The organism is Microvirga sp. TS319, assembly GCF_041276405.1.
In the GTDB taxonomy this organism is placed as follows: domain Bacteria; phylum Pseudomonadota; class Alphaproteobacteria; order Rhizobiales; family Beijerinckiaceae; genus Microvirga.
Genome location: NZ_JBGGGT010000001.1, coordinates 1 through 15013, shown reverse-complemented (window position 1 = coordinate 15013; position 15013 = coordinate 1). Strand labels below are relative to the sequence as shown.

At 61.9% G+C, this 15013-nt stretch carries 10 protein-coding genes; 6 read left to right on the top strand and 4 right to left on the bottom strand.

The features are described from left to right. Positions 1-7: 7 nt before the first annotated feature. From AB8841_RS00050 to AB8841_RS00040, 3 genes are read right to left on the bottom strand one after another with little or no spacing between them, the layout of a single operon-like run. Positions 8-2554: a hypothetical protein gene (locus AB8841_RS00050; RefSeq protein WP_370433845.1), complete on the bottom strand. Its 2547-nt coding sequence runs from the start codon at positions 2552-2554 to the stop codon at positions 8-10. An 8-nt stretch (positions 2555-2562) separates the two neighbouring features. After that, positions 2563-3396, bottom strand: a complete 834-nt coding sequence (kduI, locus tag AB8841_RS00045) for a 5-dehydro-4-deoxy-D-glucuronate isomerase (protein ID WP_370433844.1) — start codon at positions 3394-3396, stop codon at positions 2563-2565. Further along, positions 3393-4496 carry a glycoside hydrolase family 105 protein gene (locus AB8841_RS00040; protein WP_370433843.1) on the bottom strand — a complete coding sequence of 368 codons (1104 nt, stop codon included), beginning with the start codon at positions 4494-4496 and terminating at the stop codon, positions 3393-3395. Before AB8841_RS00040 ends, kduI begins: the two co-directional genes overlap by 4 nt. A gap of 93 nt (positions 4497-4589) precedes the next feature. On the opposite strand from AB8841_RS00040, the gene AB8841_RS00035 reads away from it, so the two are divergent. The 6 genes from AB8841_RS00035 (at position 4590) to AB8841_RS00010 (ending at position 14221) form a co-directional block, all read left to right on the top strand. Continuing rightward, positions 4590-5681, top strand: coding sequence for a LacI family DNA-binding transcriptional regulator (locus AB8841_RS00035; RefSeq protein WP_370433842.1), 1092 nt, complete (start codon positions 4590-4592; stop codon positions 5679-5681). 2859 nt (positions 5682-8540) lie between these two features. Next, the gene (gene repA / locus AB8841_RS00030; protein WP_370433841.1) at positions 8541-9725 is read left to right on the top strand and encodes a plasmid partitioning protein RepA; all 1185 of its coding nucleotides are present in this window, start codon (positions 8541-8543) and stop codon (positions 9723-9725) included. Further along, positions 9722-10738, top strand: a complete 1017-nt coding sequence (gene repB / locus AB8841_RS00025) for a plasmid partitioning protein RepB (RefSeq protein ID WP_370433840.1) — start codon at positions 9722-9724, stop codon at positions 10736-10738. Before repA ends, repB begins: the two co-directional genes overlap by 4 nt. 170 nt (positions 10739-10908) lie before the next feature. Further along, complete coding sequence (gene repC / locus AB8841_RS00020) at positions 10909-12057, top strand: plasmid replication protein RepC (protein ID WP_370433839.1); 1149 nt, start codon at positions 10909-10911, stop codon at positions 12055-12057. 262 nt (positions 12058-12319) lie between these two features. Beyond that, a complete protein-coding gene (locus AB8841_RS00015) occupies positions 12320-13480 on the top strand; it encodes an RHE_PE00001 family protein (RefSeq protein ID WP_370433838.1) in 1161 nt (386 codons plus the stop codon). Positions 13481-13621: 141 nt separating this feature from the next. Then, positions 13622-14221, top strand: coding sequence for a YigZ family protein (locus AB8841_RS00010; protein WP_370433837.1), 600 nt, complete (start codon positions 13622-13624; stop codon positions 14219-14221). Between the two features lie 293 nt (positions 14222-14514). Here the strand turns inward: AB8841_RS00010 and AB8841_RS00005 are convergent. Continuing rightward, on the bottom strand, positions 14515-15013 hold a 499-nt coding region (locus tag AB8841_RS00005), incomplete at its 5' end, for an enoyl-CoA hydratase-related protein (RefSeq protein ID WP_370433836.1).

Sequence of the window (15013 nt, the reverse complement as noted above, 5' to 3'; positions counted from 1 at the left end):
ATGTGTTTCAGGCAATCTTAAGTTGCTCTTCTTTTTTGTGCCGGGATGGCAGCGTCACACGTCTTCCTTCCGGCAAGGCTTTCAACTCTCCCGACAACGTCCAGCTCTTCGGGTCGATGACTTCCCTCGCTGTGCGCACCACCCCATCGGGGCCGCAGGCCACGAGGCCGAAATCAGGGTCATGAATGACGATGATGTCATTGTCCCGTTTTTCCGCCGCCAAGTCGGCGAACCGTCGTCCGAAGGCTTCAAGGCCACCTTCTGTCGCGACGTCGGAAAGGCGCACGATCCAGCGTCCGATATGTCCGGGCAAGCGGACTTCGCATCCCGCTGCCGGTCCCCTTGTCACCGAGCCGAAGGGAGCGCTTGCAACGAGGAGGCAAAGTCCATCGCCGGACCGCACCAGGATGCGGTTCCCGTCGCGGATGACCTCATCCATCTCGGCCTCCGGCAACCATGCATGGGTGAAGTCCGGTTGCATCGAATAAACGTTGAATTCCACGACTGCGAGAGAACGATACTGGTGAACGCGCGGAACCGTTCCACACCCGCCCCAATAGGAAGGACGGCCGTAGCCGCTATGGATCACCTCGCCCGGATGATTGATCCAGATTTGCGATTCCGGGCGCTCCCCCAAACGCAGATGCAGGACAGTTTCCTGATAGCCCCACTCGCCCCAGCGATAGGCGGCGATGCTGCCCAGGGCATAATCCTTCGACTTGAAGTGATAGAGCGAGGCAATGCCGTTCTCGCCCTGCTTGTAGCGCCATTCATAGGATCCGGCCCTTTTAAGGTCGGCGATGGCGGCGAGGTCCGGATCGACGGTCAAGCCATGTTCGGCAAAGCACAGAGCGAGCTGCGGCAGGGCATGGAAGCGGCGGCCGAGCGATCCCGTGCCGAAGGCGAGATATGAGATGCCCGACAGCTCGAGCGTACGTCCTGGCCGGAGCGTATGCTCATAGCTGCGGCCCTGCGAGGCTGTCATCATGCCGTGGTGGCTCGACAGGGACATGATCTCGAGAAGGCGGCGGATGGCGGCACCGGAGCGTTCGCGAATGGTGGCGTCGGGTGAAAGCGCGTAAAGGGCGCACAGGCCCTTCAAATCGATCGGGAAATACGGCGCCGAATTCCACTCGGCCATCTCGCAGGCCTCGAAATGCGTCAGCCACTCGAGGAGGCGGTGTCGGCCGATCTCGGCCTGCTCACGGCCCTTGCGCCCTGAGCGCGTGAAGGTTGCATCCCGGAAGAGCGTTCCGGCGAGATGACAGGCGGTGTGAAACAGCAGCGCATGGTTCTCGCTGAAGTACCACATAACGTCGTTGCCGGGCTCATCCATCCAGTAGCGAAAGCGCAGGATCACCTCGTCCATGCGCGCCCGGGTCTCCGGCGCGATGCGTTCCGGCCAGACAATGCGCGACCACAGGAGCGGGACCAGCAGGAAATCTGCACAGTCATGACAATCGCCGATGATCGGCAGGCAGGTTTCGATGATGCGATCCGTCTCCGGGCCACCACGGTTCACGGCGAGCCGCGCCAGCACCGCCACCATGTCGCGCTCGCCGCGCTCGGCCACATGGTCGAGAACGGCCTGAACCCTCACCTTGATGTCGGCGGAAGCGGGAGGCTGCTCGTCCAGATGACAGATCTCGACGCCCAGTACGCGCGTCGCCAAGAAGTCACCATCCCGCAGCGTGATGTCGAAATGCCTGAAATCGGCTGGCAATTCGCCCGTATCGGCGACAACGACGCGGTTCGCACCAACCGGGAGCTTCCTGTGAAATTCGAGGGTATCCTCCGTCGACATAAAGTCGCCACGAACTTCCACATGGACGTCGAGCGTACCGGCGGCGGGATTGTCGAACACGATGGCGACCTCGCCTCGCCCATAAGACGACCTCTCGAAGCGCATGCCTTCGAGCATGCTCTCTAGGGCGAGGGCACGCGCTCCATCAATGGCGCTCGGCATACCGACCGACAGCCCTTCGCCCGCGATCAGCTCGAGACTGAAGTAGTAACGTGCATCACGCTCGCAGAGATCGGCAAACCAGACCCGCACTTCATTCCTGCCCGCCTTCAGCGGCACTTCGATCTCGATGCGCTCCTCGAAATTGCGCTGGTACCGGGTCAGCACCGCCACGCGTCGGCCGTTCGCCTCCAGGAATGCGCCGCCGCATGTCGCGAAGCTGAACCGCGCCACCTGATCGCATGGGCTGTCGATTGTCGTGCGCGCCCAGCATTCGACCCGGGTTGCCCGGAACCAGAAGCCCGACAGGTCCACCCGTGGAGACCCGAAAGGCAGCCAGACGCGGGTCGGCTCGAAGCGCGTAGTCGGCCGAGGGGCCTTGCCGCGATACTGCTCGATGAAATCCGTGCGGCACGCATATTGATGGGGGATGAAGTTGCGGTCCTTGGTCAGGAAGAAGAAGGCGTCCATCTTCCCTTCCATGGTACGGTCCGGAACGTCGTAACGCTCCTCATGAATGTCGCCGAGCTGCCAGTGGCCGACAGCTTGGCCGGGTTTCAGGGGATGGGTCAGGTACATGTCTCTCGCCATGGCTCTTCTCACCGCAGGGCGCTAACCGGCACCGGGTCCACATCGGTGTATTCCTGATTTTCACCGGTCATGCTCCACACGAAGGCGTAAGGACCTGTGCCCGCGCCCATATGGATCGACCAGGCCGGGGAGAGGATCGCCTCGCCATCCGCGACGACGAGGTGACGGGTATCATCGGGGCGGCCCATCAGGTGGATGACGCGGTCATCAGGCGCCAAATCGAAGTAGACATACGCTTCCATGCGCCGCTCATGCAGATGCGGCGGCATGGTGTTCCAGACACTCCCGTGAGAAAGATCGGTGATGCCCATGAGGAGAAGCGCGGAGGGCGAGACCTCGGGATGGATATACATGCGCAGCGAACGCCTGTTCGAACGTTTCTCTTCTCCCAGCTCCAAAGGCTTCGCCTCGGCGCGGGTGATCAGCCGGTGCGGATAATCCGTCTGCGAGGGCACGGAGGTCATGTAGAACCGCGCCGGATTGGCGCTGTCTGCGCTCGACAAGGTCAGTCGCTGCGCGCCGCGTCCGACATAGAGGATATCGCGGTTTTCGAGATCGAAGGTCCGTCCGTCCACCTCGACGCGACCGCTTCCACCGAGATTGGCGACACCCATCTCGCGATACGACAGGAGATGCGGCGTGCCGATAGCGGCGCCGTCGCCGAAGGTGACGCGTTTCCCGACTGGAACGGCGCCGCCGAGAATCATGCGGTCGATGTGAGTATAGACGAGGCGGATATCATCCGTAGGGAACAGGTGCTCGACGAGAAAGGTCGAGCGCAGATTCTCGGTCGACAAGGTACCGATGGTTTCGGGTGCTGCACCGTAGCGGACGTCGATCATGCCGCGGACTCCTGTTGAGCATCATTCATGTGACGGACGGCCTCCGCCAGAAGCAGGATGGCCAGGGCCTGACCGTACGCCGTCGGCTGGATGGGAATGTCGTGGTAGAATTGCAGATCGCGTCCCATGCGCGTGCCGTAGGAGACATTCTGCAGCGTGCCGTCCTCATCGATATGGGCGAGCACATAATCCAAGGCGCGAAGACCAGCCTGCCGTGCCTCCTCGCCCAAGGCGCCGAGGCGTGCGCCTTTCAGGAGGCCGTAGCCGAAGCCTGCCGTTGCGGATGCCTCGAGATAGGACGACGGGTCGTCGATCAGGGTATGCCAGGCCCCGGTGCGATCCTGATGGTGCAGAAGGGAGCCGGCCTGCGTCCGCAGGCAGCCGAGGAGATAGTCCCTGACACCGCCGGCGATGCCGCCCAACTCGATGAAGTCGAGAAGACCCGCCGTGATCCACGCATTGCCTCGCGCCCAGCGCGCGCGTGCAAAATTGTGTCGCCCATCGAAGGTCCAGCCATGGAACCAGAGGCCGGTTTCGGTATCGGTCAGGTAATGCGCGTGGAGCAGAAACTGCCGGACGGATTCCTGAACGAGATCGTCGCGGCCTGCGGCGCGACCGTAATTCGCCAGGAACAGGCACACCATGAAGAGCGTATCGTCCCAGAGCTCTCCCGGGTTCACGCCGTCTGAAACGACATGCTGGAAGCCGCCTTGTTCGGTGCGGGGAAGCTCGTTCATCACGAGACGTGCCCAATGCTCGAGTGGCACGCGCCAGCGCTCGTCCCGCGTCTTGTCCCAAAGCATGGACAGACCGAGCATGGGGGCGGTTGTATTGACATTGAGCCTGGGGAGGCCTTTGCCGAGTTGGCGCTCGTACCAAGCCTCGATCAGACGGCGATGCTCGTTGCTTCCGGTGAACTCCCAGTAGCGGACCAGACCGTAGAGACCGACACCCTGAGGCCATTCCCACCCGTCAAAGCTGATGTAATCGCCAGGAGTGCCGTCGAGATTCGGCTCGTCGAACGCTCCGTCGTGGCGCAAGGCCACCATGCCTGCGACCAGACGGTCGAGTTGGCGCGTGAGACGCCCTCCCTCCCTCATATGCGCTGCCTCCCGGGCACCGATTGTTGTTGAAATGATTTTTCATCACTAAGGGTAATTGCGCAACATGAAAATTTTTTGCAGCGTGTAGGCATGTCGCAAAAGCCATTTCCTTCCTCGAAACCCGTCGCCCGCAGCCGCCTTCGCGATATCGCGATGGCCTGTGACGTTTCCATCAGTACGGCGTCCCGTGCCCTGACGGGTCAAAAGGGCGTTCGAGAGGATGTGCGCCGGAAAATCTTTCAGGCAGCGAGAAACGCGGGCTATCCCTTGCCCAATACGGTTCAGGGCGCCCGAATTGCGGTGCTCGCCAGCAAGGCTGCGATGACCGACTACAGCCGCACCCAATTTACCTGGCATGTGCTGGAGGGCCTGAAGTCCGCCGCCGCGTTACGGGAGATCGACGTCTCCCTCGTGCCTCTTCCCGACCCGGAAGAAAGCCATGCCCCCCTCATCGACGCGCTTGATCGAGAGGACTTCCTCGGCGTGCTCCTTCTGACGATCGATGACGCTCAGGTCATGCAGCGCATCCATGAGAGCGGCAAGGCGGCGGTTCTGATCAACGGTGACGATCCGCTCATGCGCATTTCGAGCGTCAGCCCCTGCAACCGCTCTGCGACACGCATGGCTTGCGACTATCTCATCGGCCTGGGGCATAAGAATATCGGCTTCGTCATGCGTCCTGGCCGCCCCACAATTCGGCGGCGTCTTGAGGGTTGGCGGGATGCCCTGTCCGAGCACGGGCTGCCCTACCCCGACGAAAATGTCATCAGCGTCGAGGACTGGACACCGGAATGTGCCGAGCGTGCGATCGGCGAGCGCCTCGACAAGGGAACGCTCCATGTGACGGCACTTCTCTGCGCCGCCGACAGCCTTGCGCTCGGAGCCCTCTCGGCCTTGACGGCCCGCCAGATCGACTGCCCGAATGAGATTTCAATCATGGGGATCGACAATCTGCCGATCTCGGACCTCCTCACGCCACGCCTCACGACGATGCACATTCCGGCTCGCGAATTGGGCGAGGCAGCGGTCGAGACGCTGATTGAGCTCTCCACGCAGGGACAACGCGTCGTACGCCGGACAGAACTCGCCTGCCGCCTTATCGAACGGGATTCGACAGCCCCGGCCCGGAAGCGGGGTGGAAGACAAGCTGATCGACGCCTGGGTCCGACGCTCAAGAGCTGATCTCCGTTCCTTGGAGCGCCTCCCGCTACATGCGCATCAGAGCTCCATCCTTGGGAACCGAGGCACACAATTTTTCGATCCAGGCCCGCCGAGGGGCCTGTTCGCCCGCGACAAGGGAATGCAAGGGAGTGAATGACTCCGCATCCGGTCCGAGGAGAGCCGTTCCGAGGAGCCCCATGTCGAGAGGCCGATGCTGCGCATGGGTTCCCAAGCTGCGACAGGAGGAAACGGCGGTTTGCCTGGATATGGCTTTGGGCAACTCGTGTTAACCGCATGACGAGAAGAGGGCTTTTCAGAAGCACGCTGATGGGGTTTAGAAAGGCACATCAGTGCCCCCAGCATGGGGCAATGCGCGGTCCTACAAGGCCAGCGGTCAGGACTGTTTGCGGCAGGGACAGACGTTTCTCCCGGATGCCGGAAACCGCCTACATGTCATCGTAGCAATGTCCTGCCTAGCTTCCTCATGTCGGAGTGTTGCTCGTATCATCAATGACTTAGCGGGTGGACTAAAAAGTGTCCTTTCGAGCCCGGAAGGGCCATTCGGCAAGGTGGGGCACCCGCTGCCTCGCTCCGATTCCATACCTTCAAGGTCTGTCCGCACGGCGTAAATTTGAGGACTGCCCGGGTTTCCGCACCAAAGCATTGCCGGGATAATCGAATGTGGCAACCGCCTTCCCGCTGCGCCTTGTCGTCAGGTGAGATCGGCGGCACGAACGCGGCTGCCGCAGCCTTGGCGGCAGTGCCTTGTTCGACCGGCCATTGCCCGGCCTCAGGCTCGGCTGGCATTGCGCATTCCGGCACGAACTTTCCATCGACAGGCCCTTCCCTGCCGCCAGACACATTATCCCCAAGAGTGCCATACCCCAGAAGTACCGCCGGATCCGCACGATGCGCTAACGATAAGCGCCCCCAGCGTCAGTCAGGCCGACCTTCGGCACTCGAGCGATGTCGAGGATCGCGCGCGGCGGGTCGCGGAGAGACATGCGATGGGTCTCGCCAGTCCATCCTTTCAGGCGCCCTGGCTTCCGAACAACGAGCGAACCGGCGAATCATCCCCTCCCCTCCCGATAGTGCTTTGACCGGCTCTGTCCGGGCTTCTGCCGAGGGCCGGCTTATAGCCCCGGCTGATCTAGAGCATCGGACGTGAAAAGTGGCCCTCCTTTTGGGATCCAACCCGATGCTCCACTCCTTGAATGGCGCATCGTTCGGCGCGGACCCGAAGGGCCACGGTCGTGAAAACCGGGTCCACTTTTGGCTCGCGCGGCCCGCTGGGACCGCACGATGCGCTAGCGGCACGGCGACAGGCACCGAAAGCCATAGACGCAGCAGCCTGCATCGCCGTTGTGCCCGCTCTACAGGCTGGATGCGAGTGGGCAGTAATGAGTGGTGCCCCTCGCAACGAGCATCGTGGCCGCACCTGTGTCGGGGCGTGGCGCCCCCTGCTCGGCCCTGCATGGCCGTCTTTGGTCTTCAGACCTGGAAGAGACGCGTGATGTTTGATCCAATGTCGGACGGGAGCGCCATGTCTCGGGATCCCAAGAAAGATCGTCGAGCGCTTGCAGGAAGCTGGAATATGCCGTGTGTGCCCGCTCGGTCCGCGATCCGCGGCCACGGCTCGGATAGAGGCCATGCGACCGGTTTAACAGCTCATCTCATCGGCGCTGAGATGGATAAAGGCTCGCATCGTTTTCCGCGTTGGGAGCTCCCAACTCCAAGGACGATGAATGCCAAATACAGAGCATCATCACGACGCGGAACGCTCAACTCTTATGGCGGCACCCCGCGTTTCAAATCCCTTGCCTCACCTTTGATCGGCCCTCACACCCAAGGGTCCCGGTCTGACGGCAATGAGGCTCTTCCGCGACGATCCTGGCCTCGCTTGCATGGAGAGGCCGCCGCTTTCCTTGCTCCGCATGGCCGAGAACGGTGCGGGAGCATGGGGCCCTTTGAGCGACTGTTGGGCCCGAAAGGATCAAGACCGTCCGTTAAGGTACGGCCGGTCAACTCCATAAGGTTTGCCTCGCAGCAAACGCGCCCTTGCCCTGGACCGACTGCCACAATGGAGATCCCGACGCCGCACTGCACCGATGCATGCACATCTGGTTCGCAGCCCTCCTCACGGTAAAACCCGGACTTCTTTATGTGTGTGCCCCTTGAGGTGGAATTGGCGGCTTCCCGATGCGCTTCAAAGCCTTCAATGAGTGCCTTCCCCTGAGCAGGACGTAACGGCGAGCCGCCCGACCCCTCAGAGCAATACCTCGCCTTCTGAGCCAGGAGTCGTCTGCGCCGGAGCCATATCCATGAGAGATTCGGTCGCTCTCTTCGAGCATCGGACGTGAAAAGTGGAATCCACTCTTGGGATTGAATCCGGTGCTCCCTTCTTAGGTGAGCGCATCCTTCCTGCGAAAAACCGGGTCCACTTTTCCGCACGATGCGCTAATGCTCCCCTGCGCCTCCATCCCGCGCCCCTCGGTCGGCATGGCGCCTTCCGCAGGCGGCAAAGCGTGGCGCTGCCGAACAAGCTGCAGGATCGACCGCCCATTGACGCAGGCTCTGCGTGCGGCCCCATCGCGGCGATCGAGAATGAGTATTGAGTTGCATCTTGAGACGTGCCGCACTGTCGTGCGGGTCCGAATCGGACCCAGTTTGAACGTGGGATCGGTTGCGCAGCAACAGATTCACACCGTTTTCAGGTCTCGGTTCTCAACAGCTAAATGCCATTGGGACTTGCCAACAGACTCGACTCTCGAACCGAATCGCAGAATCCATTAACCCTTACGGTATTAGGCGTGTATTTGTCGATTTGCCGTAAATGAAAGGACCGCCGTGAAACAGCAAGCTGTGCGATCAGACGCTGCAATGCCGTCTCCCGAATCGGGCTCCGCCATCGGCGAGCACGCTGCGATCCTACGCTCGCAGCTGCACGCGATGGCAGCCGCCTTTTACCCCCCCAGCGCCGAGAAGGTCCTACGCCGGTTTTCCTCCGGCGAGGCTGCGAAACTCCTCGGGATCTCCGACAGCAGGCTCCGGCAGCTTTCCATCGAAGGCCAGGGCCCGCAACCGGAAATCACCCAGTATGGCCGGAGGTCGTATTCGCTGGCCGACATTCATGCGTTGCGCGAATTCTTCGACGAGACCACCAAATCGGGCCGGAAATTCTCACCGCGACGCCAGGGTGATGAGCATCTCCAGGTCATCTCCGTCGTCAACTTCAAAGGTGGATCGGGCAAGACCACGACCTCGGCGCATCTGGCCCAATATCTCGTCCTCAAGGGGTATCGTGTCCTAGCTGTCGATCTCGACCCGCAGGCCAGCCTGTCGGCCCTGCACGGCGTACAGCCCGAAATCGACGTCGGGCCCGGCGAAACCCTGTACGGCGCAATCCGCTACGGCGAGGAGAGACGCCCGCTGTCCGAGATCATCCGGCCGACCTACTTCACCGGTCTCGACATCGTGCCCGGCAATCTTGAGCTCATGGAGTTCGAGCACGAGACCCCCAAGGCCCTCACGTCGCGCCAGCGCGATCAGCTCTTCTTCGAACGGGTCGCCAAGGCTCTCGATTCCGTCGCCGACAATTACGATGTGGTCGTGATCGACTGCCCGCCGCAGCTCGGCTTCCTGACGCTGTCGGCGCTGTGCGCGGCAACCTCGCTGCTCATTACCGTTCATCCGCAGATGCTCGACGTCGCGTCCATGTCCCAGTTCCTCGCCATGACGGACGACCTTCTCGAGGTTGTACGCGGGGCAGGGGGCGTGATCCGCTACGACGCGCTGCGGTATCTGATTACGCGCTACGAGCCTCAGGACGGACCGCAAACCCGTATTACCGCTCTGTTGCGCAACCTTTTCGGCGAATCGGTTCTCACCAGCCCCATGGTGAAGTCGTCGGCCGTGTCGGACGCGGGCCTCACCAAGCAGACTCTCTACGAGGTCGGCCGTGAGTCCATGAACCGTCAAACATATGACCGCGCCATCGAGGCACTCGATGCCGTGAATGGAGAGGTCGAGGCAATGGTCCGCAAAGCGTGGGGTCGTGCAGCATGAGCCGCAAGACAGCAATGGACGCCATCTTTTCGGCGTCGGCCAAATCATCCGAGAAGTTGGGAGCTCCCAACGCGACCCCTCAATCGGCGCCAGCGCCACGCATCCGCAGCGGCGCGATCGCCGCCATGGGCGCTTCGCTGCAGCAACTGACGGACATCCGCGATCAGGTGGAAGCCGGATCCGCGATCATCGAGTTGGATCCCACCCTGCTCGACGGATCCTTCGTGTCTGACCGCATGGCGGACGCGACCGATGCGAGCCTCGATGCCCTTGCAGAAAGCATCCGGGAAAGCGGTCAGCAGGTACCGATCCTGGTGCGCCCGCATCCCAACGCCAAGGACCGCTATCAGATCGCTTTCGGGCACCGAAGGGTGAGGGCGGCCCGCCGACTCGGGATCAAGGTCAGGGCCGTCGTGCGCGACCTGACCGATCAGGAACTCGTCGTCGCTCAGGGCAAGGAGAACCTCGACCGGCGAGACCTCTCATTCATCGAGAAAGCGTTCTTTGCACTCCATCTCGAAGCTCTCGATTTCGACCGAACCGTCATCATGCAGGCGCTGTCCACCGACAAAGCGGATCTGAGCCGCTACATCGCGGTCGCGAAATCGATCCCCGAGACCATCGCAAGCGCCATCGGCCCGGCCCCGAAAGCGGGTAGGGCGCGTTGGATCGCGCTCGCGGATGCGCTGGCGAACGCAACGGCCCGGAGCGCAGCCGAGAGCGCGATCGCCGAGCCGATATTCGCAAGCCTCGATACCGACACCCGCTTCTCCCGTGTGCTCTCTGTCGCCACGAAGAAGCCGGTCGTCGAGAGCGCCCAGTCCGGTAGAGGAGGGGCTCGGATGATTTCAACTGCTTCTGGTCGGAAGGTCGCCAAGGTCAGTCATGCCGGCCGCGATCTGAGGATCAGTCTCGACAAGGGATTTGACGCGGAATTCGCGGCATACCTCGTCGAACAGCTTCCAGTCCTGGCCGAGGCTTATGCCGAGGCGAGGGAGGAGGGGACTTCGTGATGTAACCGCGGCAAAGCAAAAGGCCCCAAGGTTTGGCGACCTCGGGGCCTTTGGATCTCACCACTGGGTGGCAAGGATAAGTCACACCATTCTTATCCACCCAGACGAATCGAGTGTCAAGACACCGAGCCGGTGAACGATCTCGCTTTGCCCTCGATAAGGAGGGTGTGGTGCAAATTGCATCGACAGGAGGCCGGCGGCTGGTTCATGCCGCTCTGGTCGCGAAGAAGCTCGCCCTAGAGGCAGGCTGCACGGTGACGCGAAAGGAACTCTCGACAGCCACCCGAGATGCGGAGAAGGCGCTTGCCTTACGCCCCGCGCAGCGTCTGGTGCTCTCCGAGCTCGTCGCCTGTTGGGGCGAGCAGGAATGGGAGAAGCTGCTGGTGTGGCCATCCAACGATCACCTGGCAAGCCGCACGGGGCTCAATGACCGCTCGATCCGGCGTATCCTGGCACAGCTCACGGACCTCAAGCTGATCGTGGCGAAGGATTCTCCGAACGGGAAGCGGTACGCGATCCGTAACGTGGCGGGCGACGTCATCGATGCCTACGGCTTCGATCTCACTCCGATTTACGCCAGGCGGGGAGAATGGACCGCGATGCTGGCCGAACAGAAGATCACACGTGAAATCCGCAAGAGAACCTATGATGAGGTCACGATTGCGAGACGGGCCACGGAGGAGGCCATCAGCGCCCTCGCTCAGCATGCCCCGACCGTGGATCGCTCCAACCTCGAAAATCGCTACAGAGAGCTTCTAAGCCGCACCCCGGCCCGCTCAACGGAAGAGCTTCCCGCGGACCTGCTGCAAGACTGGCAGAACCTGAGGAATCTGGCCGAAGAAGCATACGATCAGACCGGCAATGGCGGACTCTGGGACCGACACATAGAAACAGAAAAAGAATCTCCCAGAGAGTCTTGTACAAACGGCTCTCTCAATGAAATCGAGGCTCCTCCATCGAAGGGCCGATCGACACCTCAACTGACACCGGGATTGATCGTCGAGGCATGTCCCATTACGGCGGATTTCGGAAAACCGATCCGTGATCTCCCCGATCTCGTCGGGGCAGGGCGCTATCTGCGGGCATCGCTCGGCGCCCATGAAAGTGCATGGAACGAAGCTGTCGCTGAGATCGGCCCTGTCAAAGCGGCAGCGGCTGTAATCTACGTTCTGCAACTCTACGATGACGACGTATCGGCCGGAGAATCCCGGATTCGGAATCCCGGCGGCTACTTCCGCGCCCTGGTTCGGATGGTGAAGGTCGGAAAACTCAATCTCGAAGGAGAACTCCAAGCAATGCGCCGGAGGAGAATGAGCTAGCCACACGAACGATCCCAGAGGCTCGCATCCGAGTGAGATGACGATTTTCCTCTCCGAAAGCGAACCATTGACCAAATCCTCTTCGGGTCGATTACGAATGAAGTTCTTCACCGATCGGAAAGGGTAGAGGTTCTCATGACCCGTCGAATATGACTTCAAAGGCTCGTTTCCAAGCAGTCCGTCATCGTAGCGATGACTTGCTTAGCTACGTCCGTCCACGCTATATCTCATAGCATCAATAACTTAGGCGCAGGATACAAGCGTGGCTTTCATCGGCAAAGGAAGTGGCTTCGATGATGAAGAATGGTCGGTTCCCCGCTCCTACGATCTGCCGGAGCTGCCCTGGGAGACGATAGCTGGTCGGCTCGAGCAGCTGACGATCAGCATCCTTCGCTTCGACGCCCGCCTGGAAGCAAGCGGGCTGTCCACCGGCTGGCAGTCGCGCTGCGACATGATGGAAGCCGTGCGGGCGCTGATGCTCGACGGACACCTGGTCGAGATCGGCGATCTGGTGCTCCACGATGCCGGCATGGATATCCGCCATCCGACCCACGAGCTCACGCGCGCCGCCACAACCCTGAGGGCCCGCCGGACTGCACTCGCGCGTCCGGCTCCCTGGCCGCTCTCCATCGATGGCCTGGCGGCCCTGCGTGGCAGCGGGCCCGGAAGAGGGGAGGGCAATCACAACCGGCCAAAGGGCAAGCCGGATCCGGAAGACGACGAGGCCTATCTGCCTTTCGCCAACGATGCCGATCCGTGGAAGGCGCATTTCGCCGAGATCGATGCCCTGCTCGAACGTACCGACAAGGTGCTGGCCGGCGAAACCCCGCTCCTGAAAACCCGGTCGCACCTGGTCTACGATCCTGACCTCGACGAAACCGAGAATGAAGATCTGTGGCTCGACGTTGTGAAAAGGACCACCCATTGGCCCGCGATCGCTGCCGCGGCCATTGCCTGGAACGCCTGGCTCGATCTCAACCTCTATACCCGCCTGCCATGGCTCGGTCTCATCATGGCCGGAGCCATCCTCCGGGCGCGGGGCTTGACCAGCCATCTGCTTCCCCTCGCGGCCGGATTCAAGCAGTCGAAATTCCGGCCGCAAGGCCGGGAAGGGGCACTCGAAAAACTCCAGGGCTTCTGCTCAATGGTGGAGGAGGCGATTGGCATCGGCAACCGGGACCTCGACCGGCTCATTCTTGCCCGCGAACTGATGCAGCGGGTTACCAAGGAGTGCCGCTCGAACTCCAAGCTGCCGGAACTGGTCGAGTTGTTCCTGTCGCGTCCGTTGGTGACAGTGCCGCTCGCCGCCAAGCTGATGAAGGTCACACCCAAGGCTGTGGATCTCATGCTGGCGCAGCTCGGCGGCGCACTGCCCCGCGAGCTCACCGGCCGAACCCGCTATCGTGCATGGGGGATCGTGTAGGATGCCCCCATCTCCGGATCGCACATCGACCGTCCGCTTGATCATCCATAAGGCATTCGTGCATCGGATTGGCATGAACGAAGACGAACACTCACATCTGTTGCCGACATTGCCAAGTCGGCCCGACCCTTCCTGCATCTCATGTTGACCTTGGAACGCCTCACCTCGCTCGAACAGATCATCAAGAAGAGCCGGTTCATCGCGACTGCGTGCCCGATTGCGGGCGAGCAGGATGCCCGGGACTTCATTGCCGCGCATGCGGACAAGGAGGCCAACCATAATTGCTGGGCTTGGCGGGTCGGCCAAAGCTACCGATGCAGCGATGACGGTGAGCCGAGCGGCACCGCCGGCAAGCCGATCCTGCAGGCGATCGACCGGCTGATCCTCGACAATGTCGCGGTTGTCGTTACCCGTTGGTTCGGGGGCATTCTCCTCGGGAGCGGTGGACTCGTCAGGGCCTATGGCGGAACGGCTGCGGCCTGTCTGCGGGCGGGGCAACTGGTCGACATCGTGCCCGTACAGGAAGCCATCATCGTCGTGGTCTTTTCCGATCTTGCATTGGTGAAGGCGCGGCTGACGGGCACGCCTGACGTCCGGATCCGCCAGGAGAGCTTCACCGAATCCGGCGCAACGCTCTCGGTGGACTTGCCTGAAGCGAACGCCCCGGCCATTGCCCGGATGGTCATGGACATCACCGGCGGACGGGCATCCATCAGGACGACACCGACAATCTCCACGTGACGGATAGCCGGGCAGTCGACGGCGGTTCCACGGGACCTTCGGGCTTCAGGTCGGAAGGTCCTGAGGTGGATGGCCCCAGCCGATCAGATCATGCGATTGGCGTGCTCTTCGTCGCTCCATCGATGATCGCCATTGACCGATCAATGGGCCTCGACGACGTGTCCTGGTGCGGCTTTCATCGACGCCTCGGCATAAATTGCGGCCATGTCACCCGCGAACCTGCTTAAACGCTCCCGCGGGCTCTCCTGCTCATCCCGGACCTGTCCCAAGACGGGGGAGCCCCACGCTGAATCTCAGCGCTTTGCCATGAACGCATGCACCCGCTCGATGTAGCCGGGATCCTTTCCCGCTTCACGCTGCAGGTCGCGCTCGAGGTCGAGCTGGTCACTCAGGTCGTTGGTCGCGGAAGCCTCCAGCGCCTGCTTGATCAATGTCAGGCCGAGAATCGGCTTCGATGCGAGGCGCGCGGCCATCGCTTTGGCCTCAGTCAGCAACATCTCGTCTTCGCAGATCCGCCAGATGAGCCCCCATTCTTCCGCCCGCTCGGCCGAGAGCGGCTCTGCGAGGAGGGCCAGGGCTTTGGCACGGGCCGTCCCGATCGTCCGCGGGAGGAACCAGGTTCCGCCGCAATCGGGAACCAGGCCGAGGTTGGAAAACAGTTCAAGAAAGCGCGCCGAACGCGCCGCGATGACGATATCGCAGGCCAGCGCGATATTCGCGCCCGCGCCGGCGGCAACGCCGTTGACGGCGGCGATGACGGGGCAGCGGAACGCGCGGAGACGGCGCACGAGC